Annotated in this window: 18 protein-coding genes, 1 tRNA gene and 1 pseudogene; 5 read left to right on the plus strand and 15 right to left on the minus strand. The window is 66.5% G+C overall.

Translation table 11 applies throughout. The features are described from left to right. Nucleotides 1-2 precede the first annotated feature (2 nt). The 11 genes and pseudogenes from C1A30_RS28295 to ponA2 all read right to left on the minus strand — a co-directional run. A complete protein-coding gene (locus C1A30_RS28295) occupies nucleotides 3-1,253 on the minus strand; it encodes a HAMP domain-containing sensor histidine kinase (RefSeq protein WP_101951569.1) in 1,251 nt (416 codons plus the stop codon). After that, nucleotides 1,250-1,930, minus strand: a complete 681-nt coding sequence (locus C1A30_RS28300) for a response regulator transcription factor (protein ID WP_101952937.1) — start codon at nucleotides 1,928-1,930, stop codon at nucleotides 1,250-1,252. Before C1A30_RS28300 ends, C1A30_RS28295 begins: the two co-directional genes overlap by 4 nt. Before the next feature lie 43 nt (nucleotides 1,931-1,973). After that, nucleotides 1,974-2,240 (minus strand): ferredoxin, encoded by a 267-nt coding sequence (locus C1A30_RS28305; RefSeq protein WP_101951570.1) that lies wholly within the window; start codon nucleotides 2,238-2,240, stop codon nucleotides 1,974-1,976. Beyond that, nucleotides 2,237-3,328, minus strand: coding sequence for an NADH-ubiquinone oxidoreductase-F iron-sulfur binding region domain-containing protein (locus C1A30_RS28310; protein ID WP_235010237.1), 1,092 nt, complete (start codon nucleotides 3,326-3,328; stop codon nucleotides 2,237-2,239). Before C1A30_RS28310 ends, C1A30_RS28305 begins: the two co-directional genes overlap by 4 nt. A gap of 95 nt (nucleotides 3,329-3,423) precedes the next feature. Next, complete coding sequence (locus C1A30_RS28315; protein ID WP_101951572.1) at nucleotides 3,424-3,987, minus strand: ferric reductase-like transmembrane domain-containing protein; 564 nt, start codon at nucleotides 3,985-3,987, stop codon at nucleotides 3,424-3,426. Further along, nucleotides 3,984-4,910: an FAD:protein FMN transferase gene (locus tag C1A30_RS28320; protein WP_101951573.1), complete on the minus strand. Its 927-nt coding sequence runs from the start codon at nucleotides 4,908-4,910 to the stop codon at nucleotides 3,984-3,986. Before C1A30_RS28320 ends, C1A30_RS28315 begins: the two co-directional genes overlap by 4 nt. Continuing rightward, nucleotides 4,907-5,377, minus strand: coding sequence for a hypothetical protein (locus C1A30_RS28325; RefSeq protein ID WP_101951574.1), 471 nt, complete (start codon nucleotides 5,375-5,377; stop codon nucleotides 4,907-4,909). The genes C1A30_RS28320 and C1A30_RS28325 overlap by 4 nt, the downstream gene beginning before the upstream one ends. Before the next feature lie 223 nt (nucleotides 5,378-5,600). After that, a tRNA-Pro gene (locus C1A30_RS28330) sits at nucleotides 5,601-5,674 on the minus strand. Between the two features lie 262 nt (nucleotides 5,675-5,936). Next, the gene (locus C1A30_RS28340) at nucleotides 5,937-7,043 is read right to left on the minus strand and encodes a PLP-dependent cysteine synthase family protein (protein WP_101951576.1); all 1,107 of its coding nucleotides are present in this window, start codon (nucleotides 7,041-7,043) and stop codon (nucleotides 5,937-5,939) included. Next, a complete protein-coding gene (locus tag C1A30_RS28345; protein ID WP_101951577.1) occupies nucleotides 7,040-7,996 on the minus strand; it encodes a metallophosphoesterase in 957 nt (318 codons plus the stop codon). Before C1A30_RS28345 ends, C1A30_RS28340 begins: the two co-directional genes overlap by 4 nt. A gap of 79 nt (nucleotides 7,997-8,075) precedes the next feature. Beyond that, nucleotides 8,076-10,409: pseudogene (gene ponA2, locus C1A30_RS28350) on the minus strand (transglycosylase/D,D-transpeptidase PonA2); the annotation flags it as partial. A gap of 302 nt (nucleotides 10,410-10,711) precedes the next feature. Here ponA2 and C1A30_RS28355 point away from each other — a divergent pair. Beyond that, the gene (locus C1A30_RS28355; RefSeq protein ID WP_067795898.1) at nucleotides 10,712-11,068 is read left to right on the plus strand and encodes a WhiB family transcriptional regulator; all 357 of its coding nucleotides are present in this window, start codon (nucleotides 10,712-10,714) and stop codon (nucleotides 11,066-11,068) included. On the opposite strand, the gene C1A30_RS28360 is transcribed toward C1A30_RS28355, so the two are convergent. After that, nucleotides 11,065-12,207 carry an ArsA family ATPase gene (locus C1A30_RS28360; protein ID WP_101951578.1) on the minus strand — a complete coding sequence of 381 codons (1,143 nt, stop codon included), beginning with the start codon at nucleotides 12,205-12,207 and terminating at the stop codon, nucleotides 11,065-11,067. The genes C1A30_RS28355 and C1A30_RS28360 overlap by 4 nt on opposite strands. Continuing rightward, a complete protein-coding gene (locus C1A30_RS28365; RefSeq protein WP_101951579.1) occupies nucleotides 12,207-13,226 on the minus strand; it encodes an ArsA-related P-loop ATPase in 1,020 nt (339 codons plus the stop codon). The genes C1A30_RS28360 and C1A30_RS28365 overlap by 1 nt, the downstream gene beginning before the upstream one ends. 48 nt (nucleotides 13,227-13,274) lie before the next feature. Between C1A30_RS28365 and C1A30_RS28370 the strand changes: the two genes are divergently transcribed. From C1A30_RS28370 to C1A30_RS28380, 3 genes are read left to right on the plus strand one after another with little or no spacing between them, the layout of a single operon-like run. Further along, nucleotides 13,275-13,436, plus strand: coding sequence for a DUF4177 domain-containing protein (locus C1A30_RS28370; protein ID WP_013472940.1), 162 nt, complete (start codon nucleotides 13,275-13,277; stop codon nucleotides 13,434-13,436). Further along, on the plus strand, nucleotides 13,433-13,888 hold the full coding sequence (locus C1A30_RS28375; RefSeq protein ID WP_101951580.1) for a RidA family protein: 456 nt from the start codon (nucleotides 13,433-13,435) through the stop codon (nucleotides 13,886-13,888). Before C1A30_RS28370 ends, C1A30_RS28375 begins: the two co-directional genes overlap by 4 nt. A gap of 48 nt (nucleotides 13,889-13,936) precedes the next feature. Further along, nucleotides 13,937-14,713 (plus strand): MBL fold metallo-hydrolase, encoded by a 777-nt coding sequence (locus C1A30_RS28380; protein ID WP_101951581.1) that lies wholly within the window; start codon nucleotides 13,937-13,939, stop codon nucleotides 14,711-14,713. A gap of 48 nt (nucleotides 14,714-14,761) precedes the next feature. Here C1A30_RS28380 and crp read toward each other — a convergent pair whose 3' ends face one another. Further along, complete coding sequence (crp, locus tag C1A30_RS28385) at nucleotides 14,762-15,436, minus strand: cAMP-activated global transcriptional regulator CRP (RefSeq protein WP_041312815.1); 675 nt, start codon at nucleotides 15,434-15,436, stop codon at nucleotides 14,762-14,764. 129 nt (nucleotides 15,437-15,565) lie between these two features. Beyond that, the gene (locus C1A30_RS28390) at nucleotides 15,566-15,859 is read right to left on the minus strand and encodes a hypothetical protein (RefSeq protein ID WP_235010238.1); all 294 of its coding nucleotides are present in this window, start codon (nucleotides 15,857-15,859) and stop codon (nucleotides 15,566-15,568) included. Between the two features lie 240 nt (nucleotides 15,860-16,099). Here C1A30_RS28390 and nth point away from each other — a divergent pair, with 240 nt between their 5' ends. After that, the gene (gene nth / locus C1A30_RS28395) at nucleotides 16,100-16,780 is read left to right on the plus strand and encodes an endonuclease III (RefSeq protein WP_200828553.1); all 681 of its coding nucleotides are present in this window, start codon (nucleotides 16,100-16,102) and stop codon (nucleotides 16,778-16,780) included. Nucleotides 16,781-16,789 lie beyond the last annotated feature (9 nt).

Raw genomic sequence — 16,789 nt, forward strand, 5'->3', positions numbered from 1 at the left:
CGTCATTCGTTCTCCATGACGGGGAGCCGGAGGGTGAAGGTCGCCCCCTGGCCAGGGGCGGAAGTGACCGTGATGTCGCCGCCGTGGGCTTGGGCGATCTCGCGCACCAGCGTCAACCCGATACCGTACGGTGCCCGCCGGGCGAGCCCCGTGTGACCCTCGCCGTGTGCGAACCGCGTAAACAGGATGGACATCGTTTCCGGATCGATGCCGATTCCATCGTCGGCGACAGTGATGGTGGCCCGTCGGCCTTGACGTCCCACCCGCACGTCGACCCGCCCCCCGGCGTGCCCGTGGGCAAGCGCGTTGTCGATCAGTGACGTCAATGCGCGCCGGAGCGCGGCCCCTGATCCGACCACACGCAGCGTCGAGCCGCCGGACGTCGTGCATTCGTAGCCAATCGTGACGTCGAGAGATGTGGCGTAAGGCCTCATGCTGTCGCAGACGTCTGCCGCAAGAGTCGACAGGTCTACGACATCAGACGGTGCCGCGCCGGCCGTCATCGTCGCCGATGCGAGCAGATCGTCGACGATGTCCGCCAGCACCCTGGTGTCGGCCACCAAGGCATCGGCGTCCCCCTGCAACGCTTCGACATCACCCTCGTGGGCGTGTCGCGCCAGTAACTGCGCGCGGGTATGCAGCACTGTCAGCGGTGCCCGCAATTCGTGAGACGCGTCCGCGACGAAACGGCGTTGCAGTGCGAGCGCCGTGGCGAGCGGCCGCACCGATCGCCGCGTGAAAAGTACGACAACGGCGATCGACGCCAAAATGCCTGCCAATTCCGCGAATCCGAGGGAGAGCAGAAGGCGCTTACGGCTGGCGTGGTACGGCGCCATATCGAGAAGTGCCACCACTCTGCCTTGTGCGCGATCGATGACAAGCGCACGCAGCTCGGTACCGTGCGCGTCGACGTCCGTGAAACCCGTTGGGCCGCTGAGCAATGGAATTCCTGGCTGGCCACCGTCGCTGGTCGATACAGTGCCGCCGTTGTCTCGCAGGACCAACTCCATACCCGGGGGTGGGTCGTTGACGTCATCGGCAGTCGATGCCACAGCCTGCAATTGGCTGGCGATCTGCCTGTTCTGCACGCGAACATCAACAACAAAAACCACCGCACCGACCACGACCAGCACCGCCGCCAACGCCAACGAGGCTTGGACGCCGGCAATCCGTCCTGCGCGGCGCACGACGGTCAAATCGCTTGCCGGCAGCGGCCGCTCAGCGGAATTGCGAGTGCCCCCGAAGAGGTTCATTCCAGACCGAATCGGTAACCCGTCCGATGGACGGTGCGGACGACCTGCTTGCCCAGCTTTCGCCGCAGATAATGCACGTACGAGTCGACGGCGCCTGGCGTTTCGGCATCATCGAAGACTGAATCGAGCAATTGCGCACGGCTGAACACCCGCTTGGGCGCCGTCATGAACATCGCCAGCAGCGACGCCTCGCGCGCGGACAACTCCACCTCCGAGCCCGTTGGGGTCGAACCTGTTACCCGCCGAGTGACCCGGTCCAACCGCAGGCCGCCGGCGCACACGGTGCTCGCCGCGTTGTCGGTGCGCCGCAGCAACGCCCGCACCCGGGCCTGCAATTCTTCGATTTCGAATGGCTTGACCACATAGTCCTGCGCCCCGGCGTCGAGGCCGTCGACCCGATCGGTCACCGAACCGCGGGCGGTCAGGATCAGCGCCGGTGTTGTCACCCCGCGGGCTCGCAGCAGCGATATCAGTTCGGAGCCGTCCATCACCGGCAGACCACGATCGACGATCAATGCGTCATACGTGCCCGTAAGGGCGCGGTGCAGCGCCTGCTGGCCGTCGAAGGCAGTATCGACCCGGTAATCCTGCTTTTCGAAGAGTTCGACGAGCATCGCGCTCAGTGCGCGGTCGTCCTCCACCAGCAGCAACGCGGGAGGAGACTGCGGTGTGGACACGTTGCGAGGGTGCCACGCCAACCTGCCCACGACATGATATTTGTTATCGTCGCCGGGATTGCTGCTCATGGGTTTTCGGTGTGGATTTGATCAGCGACAATGCCAGCCGCGGGCACCGGCTCACAGCAGCACGCGCATCGCCCACCGCCGTTGCCGGTATGGCCGGCTCGCGAGTCCCGTCGCGGACGAGCGGGTAGCCCCACGGGTCGCGGCGCAGCACCTGCGGGAGCAGCTCCGCGCACAGCCCGCGCCCGTCGCAGCGCGTCCAGTCGATGTGCAGTCGCGAAGGTGTTCTGCTGGCCGCCTTCATCTCCTCGTTGCCTCCACTCCTACCTCGCAGCGCCGATGACGGTGATGGTCGATGTCATCGGCGAAAGTCGTCAGCGCGCTGCGGATCAGGCGCGCGGTTCCGTCGGGGTGTCGACACGACCCGCGGCCGTCGACCAGGTCGACCAATCGGCGGATCTCCCTGATGTGAGTGTTCTGGGCCCGATCGGATGCGAGCTCGTTGAGCAGATATGCCAGCCTTGGGAGTCCGTTGAGGCACGGCCCGCATTGCCGAGCGCTCTGGCCGGCGAGATATTCGGCGATCATCGCCGTGCGGTCGAGACCGCACTCGCGCCCGCCGAGCGCGTGGACGATGCCGGTACCCGACACCGGGGTGTTCCCGAGTGCATGCCCAGTAACCCATGTGCCGTGGTAGCCGCCGACCAGAACGGCGCGCACTGTCGTCGGGTCAGTGGCGCCGTGTTGCTCGATGACATCCGCCAGCACGGCACCCGTCGGCACCTCGAAGACGCCCGGGTTCGCGATGGCCCCGGACAACGTGACCAACATGCTGCCCGGATTGTCCGCGGCGCCCACTGAGCGAAACCAGTCCGGTCCGAAGCGTGAGATCAGGGCCATCTGTGCCAACGTCTCGACGTTGTTGACCAGAGTCGGCTTGCGCCGCACGCCGGATACGGCGGTAACCACCTTGCGGTCGCGCGGTAATGCCGGACCTCCTTCGATACGCCTGACGAGCGCTGATTCCTCTCCCGCGACAAACGTGTTGGGCGCCTCGACCACAGTTACGTTGTGCCGGTTGATCTTCGCTGCGCGCCGTTCCGAGAGCGCACGCTCCGCGGTGGCCACGACGTGGGTGGGCACGTACAGGTAGACCTTCGTGGCGCCGACCGCCCCGGCCGCGAGTTCGAGCCCGTCGAGCATCAGGTGTGGTGCACGGGTCAAAACGACCGCATCTTTGCGGCTCAGTGGTTCGCCCTCGGCGCCGTTCGCCACCACGACGGACTTGTTGCCGTTCACGGAGGCGATCTTGCGACCCGCGGAAAAGCCCGCGCCGCCACGCCCGCGCAGTCCCGCCGCATCAACCGCCGAAATCAATTCGGCGCCAGTCATTTCGGGCAATGCACCGAACCGGCTACGGTGTGTGGCCAAGCTGGGTCCGTCAGCGGCCAACAGCCGCGGCATCGGGGGTGGTGTGGGAGAAACGATCATCTTGCCCGCTCAGACACTCGCGCGTCGGCGTACTCGGCGAAGCCGGACCGCACCCGCCACAGCAGCGCAGCGCCGACAATCGCGGCACAGCCGCCGGCGAATGCGACGAACCACACGCGGTACGCATCGGTTCCGTTGCCGAGGGCGTGCGTGAAAGCGATCGGCCACAACGCGTAGGTCGCCCAGTGGATCGCGCGGAACCCACGCACTCCGATACGTTGGCGCAGCAGGCTGGTGACGACGATGACCAGCATCAGATCGAAACCTAGTGTTCCGATCCCTTGCCAGAGAGGGCGATACTCTCCGAGGAACGGCACGACGAAGTCGACCAACCTCAGTTGTGCGTAGGGATCAAGGAACAACAGCGTCACGTGCAGTACCACGAGGAGCGTTCCCGCAAGTGCGGTGAAACGGTGTACATCTGAGACGGCGAACCGAGGCAAGGCCAACAGCGGTCGTCCCGATCGCGTTGCGATGCCGAGACCCACTGAAATCGTCAGGAAGGCAAGGGCGGTGATCCCGCAACCGCGGCCGACGGCCCAGAGCGCTTCGTCGGTCATGAGCGGGCCGCCGGTCCTTCGTCTGGCCAACCGCCCATCGTGCGCACCAACATGTCGCTGTCCACTAATCGCGCCGGCATGCCAAGGGCGGCAATCCATTCCGGCGCCCGTAGCCCGCGAACGACCGCCGCTGTGCTGACGGTGTTGGCGGCGAAACAGGATTGTGCTGCGACGCTCACCGTGCGCCACACCGGTGTTGACGACCGGCCGGTCCGTGGGTCGAGGATGTGATGAACGGGTTTGCCGCCATGGCGCCATCGACGATGCAGCGTGCTCGACGTCGCCACCGCGGCGCCCGCAGGCAGTGCTATCGCGCTCGCCGGCTCGCCGTCGCCGTCCTCAACCAGGATCTGCCAACCGTCCTCGGGTGCTGTGCCCGCCGTTGCGATGTCACCGCCGAGGTTGATCAAAACTCCGCAGCCTGTTGCGGATAGCACGCGCCGAGCGCATCGGTCAGCGGCAACCGCCTTCGCTGTCGCGCCGAGGTCGAGCACAACGCCTGGCGGTACGGTCACCATGCGGTCATGCAAAGCGACCATCGACCACGTCGGCGCGGTCGTCATCGGGTCTGCGAGCGGACGGTTGTCGGCGAGTGCGTCGAAGTCGCGGTCGTATCCGAGCTCGATCAAAGCCGCACCGACGGTCGGATCGACATCACCATCGGTCAACCGGGCTGCAGACAACGACGCGTCGAGCAGGTCCGCAAGGAGCTCAGATATTTCGGTCGGTTTCCCGGCAGTGGTTGCCAGCGTATTGATTTCGGAGTCGGGCCGAAACCGCGACGCGGCGGCTTCGATGGCGTCGAGTTCGGCATCGACTTCGCGACGCGCGGCAAGCAGGCTAGGAGAATCGGTGACGACGACCTGCATGTCGGTGCTCCACCGTTGCCACTCGGCGGTCGCGAGTCCTTCCGCGACGGTCATGATCCGCGCGACCGTGAGATCCGGGGCGAGAAGTTCGGAGCCATCACGGTTGTGGGGGTCAGTGCGCGCCGCTGCGTCGTCCGCGGCGCCGTCGCCTTGGGCGCCTGGCTCGAATGCGTGGCGGGGGCTTGTATGGCGGTCGTCTCGGGGACGTACGTCTGCGCGGGTGTATAGGTGCTGACCGGTGCCTGCTCGACCGTGGTCTCCGGCTGTGGTGGCGGCGGCGGAGCGGGCGGCGGCGTTGTGTTTGTGGCCGTCAGAATCGGCGCGAGGGGAGGTGGGGGCGTGGTGACGGGTTGTTGACTCGGTGCCGCCTGCTCCACCACGGTTGGCGGTTCGGCGGGCGGTGGCTGCACTGTGTCCGCGTAGGCCAGTGCCGAAGCGCCTGCGACGCCTGCGATGCCGAGGCCGGCCAACGCCCACGACGCAGCCGTGGCCCTGCGGAATCCCGATCGCGGTGAGTTCATACCTGCCGATGCTGGCAAGCGCTTCTTCGAGCCTTCCAAGAACTGGCGGGCTGGCGACAGCAACAAGGCCCGGACCGTGTCGATCGGTCAGGGCCCTGTACAGCTTCGGATGAACGAGCAAGCTCGCTCATCTCTCGGCTCAGTCGGGGTCTTGACACTTCGTGTCTTCGACCCCCTCCATCGCCTCGGATGAACGAGCAAGCTCGCTCATCTCTCGGCTCAGTCGGGGTGGCGGGATTCGAACCCACGACCTCTTCGTCCCGAACGAAGCGCGCTACCAAGCTGCGCCACACCCCGCGTGAAGCCACGACAGCGTATCGCACCGACCGGCGGTGAAGCCAAACGGCTTTTCATGCCGTCTGCCAGCAGAGGCGTAGATCACGACACGCCTCGGGATGGATGTGAGTTGTCGGTGACGTTATGCACACTGACAGCAGTAACTACGAATCGAGGCAGAAATGACTGGGCTGGGAGCTTCGATCTACCTGGGATTCTTCGCCTTGGCCGCGTTGTGGCTGTTTCTGACCTCCGATGGCCCGCTCACCGGGGGTTCCGACGATCAGGGCCAGCGGCCCGACCGCTCGAATTCCACCAGCACCTCGGCCGACGGCGACGGGTCCATGCCCTGGCTGTTCAGCCACTCGTCGCAGAAGTAGGTGTCCGCGTAGCGGTCCCCGCTGTCGGCCAGCAGGGTCACCACCGAACCGCTGCGCCCGTCGGCGATCATCTCGGCCAACAGCCCGAACGCCCCCCACAAATTCGTTCCTGTCGACGGTCCCACTCGTCGCCCCAGCACCTTGCTGACATGGTGTGCCGCCGCGATCGACGCCGCGTCGGGCACCGCGACCATGCGGTCGACCACGCTGGGCAGGAACGACGGTTCGACACGCGGACGTCCGATGCCTTCAATGCGCGACGACTTGCCGGTCACGACGTCGCGACTGCCCTGCGCGTACGACGGAAAAAATGCCGAGTTCTCCGGGTCCACCACGCATAACTTTGTCGCGTACCGCCGATACCGGATGTAGCGGCCGATGGTCGCGCAGGTACCGCCGGTGCCCGCGCCCACCACGATCCACTCCGGGATCGGATGAGACTCCTGGCGCATCTGCTCGAAGATCGACTCGGCGATGTTGTTGTTGCCGCGCCAGTCGGTCGCGCGCTCGGCGTTGGTGAACTGATCGAGGTAATGGCCGCCGGTCTCCTCGGCCAGTCGCTCCGCCTCCGCGTACACCTGCGACGCCTCGGCGACGAAATGGCAACGGCCGCCTTGTGATTCGATCAAGGCGATCTTTGTGGCACTGGTCGATGACGTCATCACCGCGATGAACGGCAGACCGAGCAGCGCGGCGAAGTACGCCTCCGACACCGCCGTCGACCCCGACGACGCCTCGATGACCGTGGTGCCCTCACCGATCCATCCGTTGCACAGCGCGTAGAGGAACAACGACCGCGCCAACCGATGCTTGAGGCTGCCGGTGATGTGCGTCGTCTCGTCTTTGAGATACAGCTGAACGTCGCACCCGTCGCACCACGCCGCGGGCAGCGGATAACGCAGCAGATGGGTGTCGGCGCTACGACGAGCGTCGGCCTCGATCAGTCGGACCGCGTTGTCCACCCACGCGCGTGGCTGGCTGCGTGCAGCTGTCTCGGCCTTCTCGGTCACCGAACCGAGACGCTGGGGTGTGACTCCACGTGCGTCCCGGCGTCACGCCCGCCGATCGGGGCGGCCACCAGCGTCAGCAGCGTGGCCTCCGGCCGACAGCAGAACCGGGCGGGGAAGTACGGCGACGTGCCGAGACCCGCCGAGACGTGCAGCTGGGTGTGCGCGCCCCAGCGCGACGCCCCCTTGGCGCGGGACCGGTCGAGGTCGCAGTTGGTGACGATCGCGCCGTAGAACGGCAGGCAGAGCTGGCCGCCGTGGGTGTGGCCGGCCATCACCAGCTGGTAGCCGTCGGCGGCGAAGCGGTCCAGCACCCGCGGCTCCGGCGAATGCGCCAGTCCCAGCGTCAGGTTGGCCGCGGGGCTGGCGGGTCCGGCGATGGTGTCGTAGCGGTCGCGGGACAGGTGCGGATCGTCGACGCCGGCCACCGCGATCCGCAGGCCGGCCACCTCGAGTTCGCGCTTGGTGTGCGTCATGTCCAGCCAGCCGCGCTCGGTGAACGCCGCCCGCAGGTCCTGCCACGGCAACGGCTCGCCGTGCACGCGGTGGCCACGGTTGGTCAGGTAGTTGGCCGGATTCTTCGGCCGCGGCCCGAAGTAGTCGTTGCTGCCGAACACGAACACGCCTGGCGCGGCCAGCAGTTCGCTCAGCGCCTGCACCACGGCGGGCACCGCCTTGGGGTGGGCCAGGTTGTCGCCGGTGTTGACCACCAGGTCGGGCTCCCAGCGGGCCAGGTCACGCAGCCAGGCCTGTTTGCGCCGCTGCCGGGGCAGCATGTGGATATCGCTGATGTGCAGTACCTTCAGCGGCGAGGACCCCGGCGACAACACCGGCATGGTCACTTCACGCATCACGAACGCGTTCCGCTCGATCAGCGACGCGTAACCGATCCCGGCCAGGACCGAGCCAGCGGTCACGGCGGCGGTGTTCTTGAATACCGTCGAAGGGGCGGGCATGCAGAGAGCCTACTGCCAGTTGCTGGCAGGCACCGACTTCCACCGCCGCAGCGTGGTCAACTGCACAGCGTTATCCCGGCGGCGGTGGCGGCGGCGCAGGCGGGATGCCGTTGGAGATCTGGATCGTGATGATCGAACCCGGCACCGTCTGCCCGGCCGGAGAGGTCCCGACCACCGCACCGTACGGCGCGGTGCTGTTGACCGGCGTGGCCTGGTCGGCGACCTGGAAACCGGCCTCCTTCAGGCGCATCCGCGCGGTGTCCTGCGTCATGCCCGAGACGCTCGGCACGCGGGATCCCGGCGCCCCGTCGACGTAGCGCGGATCCGTCGGCGGCAGCGCGACCGGGCCGAAGTTGTTCTCGATCGGCTTCATCGCGGTGAACCAGGTGCGGGCCGGTTCGTTGCCGCCGAACAGGTTTCCCGAACTGCACTGCCGCAGCGGGAACGAGCACAGGTCACCGGGCGTCGTGGAGTCGTCGTAGATGTAGTTGGCCGCGGCGTAGTGGTTGGTGAACCCGAGGAAGGCCGACGAGCGGTGCGCCTCGGTCGTTCCCGTCTTGCCCGACATGGGCAGGTCCCAGCCCACTGAACTGGCCGACCCCGCGGCCGTGCCGTTGGTGTCGTCCTTGCTCATCGCGTTGGCCAGCGTGTTGGCCAGCCCCTCGGGCACCACCTGCTCGCAGGTTTCGGTGGTGACGGCGATGTCCTTGCCGTTGCGGTCGGTGACCTTGTCGATCGGATTGGGGGGACACCAGGTGCCGCCCGACGCCAAAGTCGCCGCGACGTTCGACAATTCGAGCGCATTGACCTCGATCGGGCCCAGCGTGAATGAGCCGAGGTTCTGCCGCTTGACGAAGTCGGCCAGGCTTTCGTTGCTCTGCGGGTCGTAGTCGCGGGCGGTGCCGGGCAGCGCGTAGGACCGCATGCCCAGCTTGACCGCCATGTCGACGGTCCGTTGCACGCCCACCTGAGAGATCAGCTTGGCGAACGCGGTGTTCGGCGAGGTGGCCAACGCGTCGGTGACGCTCATCTGGCCGCGGTAGTTACCCGCGTTCTGCACGCACCAGGTGGCGGGCGGACAACCCTTGGCGCCACCGCTGCCCAGGCCCTTGGCCTCGAAGCGGGCCGGCGCATCCAACTGGGCGTTGATGCCCATGCCCATGTCCAGTGCGGCGGCCGTGGTGAAGATCTTGAACACCGATCCGGCGCCGTCACCCACCAGCGAGAAGGGTTGCGGCTGCATGGTTTCCCCGGCATCGGTGTTCAGCCCGTAGGTGCGGTTGCTGGCCATTGCCAGCACCTGATGCGAGTCTTTGCCGGGCTTGACGACGCTCATCACGCTGGCCACGCCCTGGAGGTCCGGTGCCGCGATGCTGTCGATCGCCGACTTCACCGGTATCTGCACGTCGGGATCCAGCGTCGTCTTGATCATGTAGCCGCCCTTGGCGACCTGCTCCTTGCTGATGCCCGCGCGGGCCAGGTAGTCCAGCGCGTAGTCGCAGAAGAACGCGCGATCACCCGCGGCGATGCAACCGCGGGGCAACTCGTTGGGCTGCGGCAGGATGCCGAGCGGCTGCTGCTTGGCGGCGCGCAGTTCGTCGGCGTGCTCGGGCAGATTCTGGATCATGGTGTCCAGCACCAGGTTTCGACGTGCCAGCGCGCCGTCGGGGTTGGTGTACGGGTTGAGCGTGCTGGTCGACTGCACCATGCCGGCCAGCAGCGCCGCCTGCTGCCAGTTCAACTCGGAGGCGTTGATCCCGAAGTACGTCTGCGCGGCGTCCTGGATGCCGAACGACCCGTTGCCGAACGACACCAGATTCAGGTAGCGCGTCAGGATCTCCGGTTTGGTGAACGTCTTGTCCAGGGTCAGCGCCATGCGGATCTCGCGCAGCTTGCGCGCGGGGGTGGTCTCGATGGCGGCCCGCTTCTCGGCGTCGGTCTGGGCGACCACCAGCAGTTGATAGTTCTTCACATACTGCTGTTCCAGCGTCGAGCCACCGCGGGTGTCCAAATTTCCGGTCAGATAGCCCGACAGACCCGTCAGGGTGCCTTGCCAGTCCACGCCGTTGTGCTCGGCGAACCGCTTGTCCTCGATCGAGACGATGGCCAGCTTCATGGTGTTGGCGATCTGATCGCTGGGCACCTCGAACCGGCGCTGCGAATACAGCCACGCGATCACGTTGCCCTTGGCGTCGACCATCGTCGACACCTGCGGCACCTCACCCTCGACGAGCTGCGCCGACCCGTTGGCCACCACATCGGACGCTCGGTTCGACAACAAACCGATGCCCCCGACGACAGGAAACAGCAGTCCCGCGACGACCACGCTGGCAAGAAGGCAGCACCAGGCGAGCTTGATGACCGTAACCGTGGGGGGCACGGCAGCTGGTCTGGTCGGGCGCTGCTCCGGCATGACGTACAGACTAACTACGCCGCTCGAGCGACAAAATGGCAGTTCATGCCGGTCGATTGCCGGGTTCGCTGTCCGCGCCGACCTGCGGTTGCGTCAATTTTGCGGTCTGACGGCACGGTCGTCCCAAAAAAGTGCCTCCCAGACTGTTGCCAAGAAGCGCCCTGACCACCTAAGTTGAGCTAACAGTGCGATGCAGGTCACACCCGACCCTCGCAATGTGGCGTAGATCGCATCAGCGTTCTACTCCGGAGGATCACGCCGTCGCTGTGCTAGCTCGACGGCTTGGAACGAAGGGATCGCTGGTGTCAGGTACGAGGCCCGCGGCGCGGAGGACAACCCCGAACATGTCAGCACACAGCATCGTCCACGGCGCGGAGGCCGAGGCCAGGATCGCCTGGGTGTCCCAGGCGCGTTGCCGTCAAGCTGATCCCGACGAGCTGTTCGTACGAGGCGCGGCCCAGCGCAAGGCCGCGGTCATCTGCCGGCACTGCCCGGTGATTCTGGAATGCGGTGCCGACGCGCTGGACAACCGCGTCGAATTCGGCGTCTGGGGCGGCATGACCGAACGCCAGCGCCGCGCACTGCTCAAGCAGCACCCCGAGGTGGTTTCCTGGGCTGAGTTCTTTGCCGCCCAGCGCAAGCACCGCAGCGCGGTTTAGGCCGTCTCAGTAGCTGCGGTGGTTTCGCCGGTGATCTGATCGGCGATGGCGCGCAGCGCCTCGAGATCCGACACGTCGAACGGCAGCGACGGCACCCCCACGATCGCGACGTGCGGATTGGCGCCGGTGAATCGCGACAGCAGCCTGATCTCGCGCTTGGACGTCATCGCCCGGTCGGCATGGATCCGCAGCACCGCGACCGCCACCGCGTTGGGATCCTTCTTCTCCAGGTCCTCGGCGGCTTCCTCGGCTTTCTCGGCGTGCAGATCGCACAGCATCGGGTGCGTGCGGTTGAGGATCAAGCCGGCCAGCGGCATGTGCTCCTGTGACAATCGGTCGACGAAGAACGACGCCTCCCGCAACGCGTCGGGTTCGGCGGCCGATACCACCACGAACTGCGTGCCGCGCCGCTTGAGGAGTTCGTAGGTGCGGTCGGCCTTCTCCCGGAATCCGCCGAACGTCGCGTCCAGCGACTGCACGAACGCCGCCGCGTCCGAGAGCATCTGCGAGCCGAGCACGGTCGACAGCGCCTTCATCGCCAGTCCCATGGCGCCGGTCACCAGCCTGCCGATGCCGCGGCCGGGGCCGAGAAGCAGCTTCCACAGCCGGCTGTCCATGAAGCCGCCCAACCGCTTTGGGGCGTCCAGGAAGTCCAGCGCGTTGCGCGACGGTGGGGTGTCGACGACCACCAGGTCCCAGCGATCCTGGGCGAGCAGTTGGCCGAGCTTCTCCATCGCCATGTATTCCTGCGTGCCCGCCAGCGACGTGGCCACCGTCTGATAGAACTGGTTGTCCAGAATCTCTTGTGCGCGTTCGGGTCCCGAGTACTGCATCACCATCTCGTCGAACGTGCGACGCATGTCCAGCATCATGGCGTGCAACTCGCCGGGCACCTCCGGCGCGAGCGGCACCCGCTGCGGGGTGTTGCCGAGATCCTTGATGCCGAGCGCCTGGGCCAGTCGTCGGGCCGGGTCGATGGTCAGCACGACGACGGTGCGGCCGTATTCGGCCGCCCGCAACGCCATTGCCGCCGCGGTGGTGGTCTTGCCGACACCGCCCGCGCCGCAGCACACCACGACGCGGTTGGAGGTGTCCCGCAGGATCGAGCCCATGTCGAGGGCGGGTGGTGTGGTGCTCATCATCGGACCCCTTGGTGGGCAAGTGCATCGGCGAGTTCGTAGAGGCTGCCGAGGTCGACGCCGTCGGCTATCTGCGGCAGCTCCAGCCGTGCCACGTCGAGCGCGTCGAGTTGTTCCGCGCTTTCGGCGCGCGCGGTGATCCTGGTCGCGTGCTGGATGGTCTCTGTCAACAAACCGGCAAAGTCGGTGTCGGACAAGGTGATTCCGACGCTTTCCAACCCGCTGCGGACGGCGTCGGCGTCGATGTCGCCCTCGGCGGCCTTGGCCAGGTCGTCGGCGTTCAGATAGGCCGGGATGTTGCGGTTGACGATCACGCTGCCGATCGGCAGGTCGAGTTCGCGGAGTTCCTCGATGGCTTCGACCGTCTCCTGGATGGGCAGCGCCTCGAGCAGTGTGACGAGGTGGATGGTGGTCAGGTCGGAATGCAACACCTTGACCACGCTTTCGGCCTGCGAATGCACCGGACCGCCCTTCGCGAGGTCTGACACCGCCTTGGTGACGTCGAGGAACCGGGCGATGCGGCCCGTCGGCGGCGAGTCCACCACGATGGCGTCGTAGACGGGTTGCTTGCCCTTCTCGGCGCGGGTGACGATCTCCCGGATCTTTCCGGTGAGCAGCACGTCACGCAGGCCGGGAGCGATCGTCGTCGCGAACTCGACGGCGCCGATCCTGCGCATGGCGCGGCCCGCCAACCCCAGGTTGTAGAACATGTCGAGGTACTCGAGGAACGCGGCTTCGGTGTCGATGGCCAACGCGTTCACGGTGCCGCCGCCGTCGGCGGTCGCGATCTTGACCTCGGCGTAGGGCAACGGCGGAACGTCGAACAGCTGCGCAATGCCTTGGCGCCCTTCGACTTCCACCAACAGCACCTTGCGTCCGCCGGACGCCAGGGCCAGCGCCAGAGACGCCGCGATCGTCGACTTACCGGTACCGCCCTTGCCGGTGACGAAATGCAGACGCGCCTTGGTCAGGCGAGACGGCCAGCCGACCGGTCTACCGCTATTCGCTGAGGTAGCCACCCCTGCATGCTAGCTGGGAGCAATTCGGTGCCCGATAAGCTCAGCGTCATGAGCGAACCGACCCGTTGGGAATACGCCACCGTCCCGCTGTTGACGCACGCGACGAAGCAGATCCTCGATCAGTGGGGCGAGGACGGCTGGGAACTGGTGTCGGTACTGCCGGGGCCGACCGGTGAGCAGCACGTCGCATATCTGAAGCGCGCGAAATGAGTGCCTCGCAGCGGCTTGCCGAATTGGGCATCGAGCTGCCGACTGTGGTCCCCCCTGCCGGTGCCTACGTGCCGGCGGTCCGCACCGGCAACCTGGTCTACACGGCAGGTCAGCTGCCGATGCAGGCGGGCAAGCTGCCGCAGACCGGCAAGGTGGGCGGCGAGGTCAGCCCCGAGGACGCCAAGGCGCTGGCCCGGATATGTGCGCTGAACGCCTTGGCGGCGGTGCACTCGCTGGTCGGCATCGACAGCGTCACCCGGGTGGTCAAGGTGGTCGGGTTCGTCGCGTCCGCGCCGGGGTTCAACGGTCAGCCGGGCGTCGTCAACGGGGCCTCGGAACTGCTCGGTGAGGTGTTCGGCGAGGCGGGTAAGCATGCCCGCTCCGCGGTCGGGGTGTCCGAGTTGCCGCTGGACACGCCGGTTGAGGTCGAGATCATCGTCGAGGTCGCGTGAGCGACGATCAGGCAGAGGTCGCGTGAGCGACGATCAGGCAGAGGTTGAGTGACGCTCGAGCATCCTGCGTACGGGCTGCTGCGGCCAGTCACCGAGACCGCGTCGGTGCTGCTGTGCAACAACCCCGGCCTGATGACGCTGGACGGCACGAACACGTGGGTGCTGCGCGGCCGCGGTAGCGACGAGATGGTGATCGTCGATCCGGGGCCGGACGACGACGAGCACATCGGGCGGATCGCCGAACTCGGCAAGATTCCGCTGGTGCTGATCAGCCACAAACACGACGACCACACCGGCGGCATCGACAAGATCGTCGACCGCACCGGCGCGGTGGTCCGCTCGGTGGGCAGCGGGTTCCTGCGCGGCCTCGGCGGGCCCTTCGTCGACGGTGAGGTGATCGACGCGGCGGGGCTGCGCATCACGGTGATGGCCACCCCGGGCCATACCGCCGACTCGGTGTCGTTTCTGCTCGACGATGCGGTGCTGACTGCCGACACCGTGCTGGGTCGCGGCACCACCGTGATCGACAACGAAGACGGCAGCCTCGGTGCGTACCTGGAGTCGCTGCGCCGGCTGCACGGTCTTGGGCAGCGCACGGTGCTGCCCGGCCACGGTCCGGACCTCGACGACCTGGCGGCCGTCAGCGCGATGTATCTGGCCCACCGCGAGGAGCGGTTGGAGCAGGTGCGCGACGCGTTGCGTGCGCTGGGCGACGACGCCACCGCGCGGCAGATCGTCGAGCACGTCTACACCGACGTCGACGAAAAGCTATGGGACGCAGCCGAATGGAGCGTCCAAGCGCAGCTGGACTACCTACGCGGATGATTTGTGTGCGTTAACGAGCGCTCACCGCTCGTAAGTGCACACAAATCGCTAGCGCGCTCGGCGGGCCAGACGCTCGCTGTCCGAGATCAGCACGCTCTTGCCCTCCAGGCGAATCCAGCCGCGGTGGGCGAAATCGGCCAGCGCCTTGTTGACCGTCTCGCGTGACGCGCCGACCAACTGGGCGATCTCTTCCTGCGTCAGGTCGTGGGTGACGCGCAGCGCGCCGCCCTCCTGGGTGCCGAACCGCTGAGCCAGCTGCAGCAGCTGCTTGGCCACCCGGCCCGGCACGTCGGTGAAGATCAGGTCGGCCAGGTTGTTGTTGGTGCGACGGAGTCGGCGGGCCAACACCCGCAGCAGCTGCTCGGCGATTTCAGGCCGGTCGGCGATCCACGCGCGCAGCGCGTCGCGGTCCATGGACACCGCGCGCACCTCGGTGATGGTGGTGGCGCTCGATGTCCGGGGGCCCGGGTCGAAGATCGACAACTCGCCGAACATGTCCGACGGGCCCATGATGGTGAGCAGATTCTCGCGACCGTCAGGCGAGCGGCGGCCGATCTTGACTTTGCCCGAAATGATGATGAACAACCGATCGCCGGGCTCACCCTCTGCGAACACGGTGTGTCCGCGGGGGAAATCGACCGGCTGCAGTTGCTTGGTCAGCGCGGAAACGGCGCTGGGTTCGACCCCTTGGAAGATTCCGGCCCTCGCCAGGATCTCGTCCACGTTGGCCCCTCTTAAGCTGTTCGGTGACATGACATGCGCCAGCCGCCCTCTTACTGGTTAGCGTGATCAGTCTAGAGGTAGGCCACGCCGACGTTGTCGGCATTGAGCCTCCAGCGCGACTAGCCCACGCTACACACGATTGGCATGTCGGGTCGGCTGAAATTCAGGATTGGCCCGATGATGCATCACCAGTCGATTTGGCAAACTTGACAACTCACGGTCTCGCACCGGCGCAGGCGGTGTCCAGTCGTTTTCGCCCAGTCGCTGGTGCATCCCGTTGAGCGCCCGGCTCATGCCTTCTCGTGCCAGCGTGTCGACGTCACGCGGCTCGGCCTGATGAAGAAACTCGGCGACGTCCGCGGCCGAGACGGTGTCGGTGTCGAGGCTCGATTCCAGCCGCTGCAGCCCGAATGTCGCCAGCATCAGCAACGCTGGGATGAACGCTGCGAGCAACCAAGACACAAGGGTGAAGTAAACACGGCCAAGGTCTCAGCGGGATTACGAATTGTCACCGGTCCGCACGCGTCCGCGCCGAACCAGTCGTACCCCCTGCGTACGCTGGCATCCGTGACGGTGGGTGAGACTTCCAAGCCGACTAAGCAGGCCTCTTCGCGGAAGTGGGACAACGAAACCCGCGTCGGCCTGGTCCGTCGCGCGCGTCGGATGAATCGCACGCTCGCGCAAGCATTTCCGCATGTTTACTGTGAACTCGACTTCACCAATCCGCTGGAGCTGACGGTGGCGACCATCCTGTCGGCGCAGAGCACCGACAAGCGGGTCAACCTGACCACTCCGGCGTTGTTCAAGCGATACCGCACGGCCCTCGACTATGCGCAGGCCGACCGCGCCGAACTCGAAGAGCTCATCCGGCCCACCGGCTTCTATCGCAACAAGGCCAACTCGCTGATCCGGCTGGGCCAGGAACTGGTCGAGCGGTTCGACGGCAACGTGCCGAACACCATGGACGAACTCGTGACGCTGCCGGGCGTCGGCCGCAAAACCGCCAACGTCATCCTCGGCAACGCCTTCGACATCCCCGGCATCACGGTCGACACCCACTTCGGCCGGCTGGTGCGGCGCTGGCGCTGGACCGCCGAAGAGGACCCGGTCAAGGTCGAACACGCCGTCGGCGAGCTGATCGAGCGGCGCGAGTGGACCCTGCTCAGCCACCGGGTGATCTTCCACGGCCGCCGGGTGTGCCACGCCCGCAAGCCCGCCTGCGGGGTATGCGTGCTGGCCAAGGACTGCCCGTCGTTCGGCATCGGGCCGACCGATCCGCTGATCGCCGCCCCGCTGGTCAAGGGCCCCGAGACCGAACACCTGCTGGCGCTGGCCGGCCTCTAATGTGCTCGG

The sequence above is a fragment of the Mycobacterium sp. 3519A genome (assembly GCF_900240945.1).
GTDB lineage: Bacteria > Actinomycetota > Actinomycetes > Mycobacteriales > Mycobacteriaceae > Mycobacterium.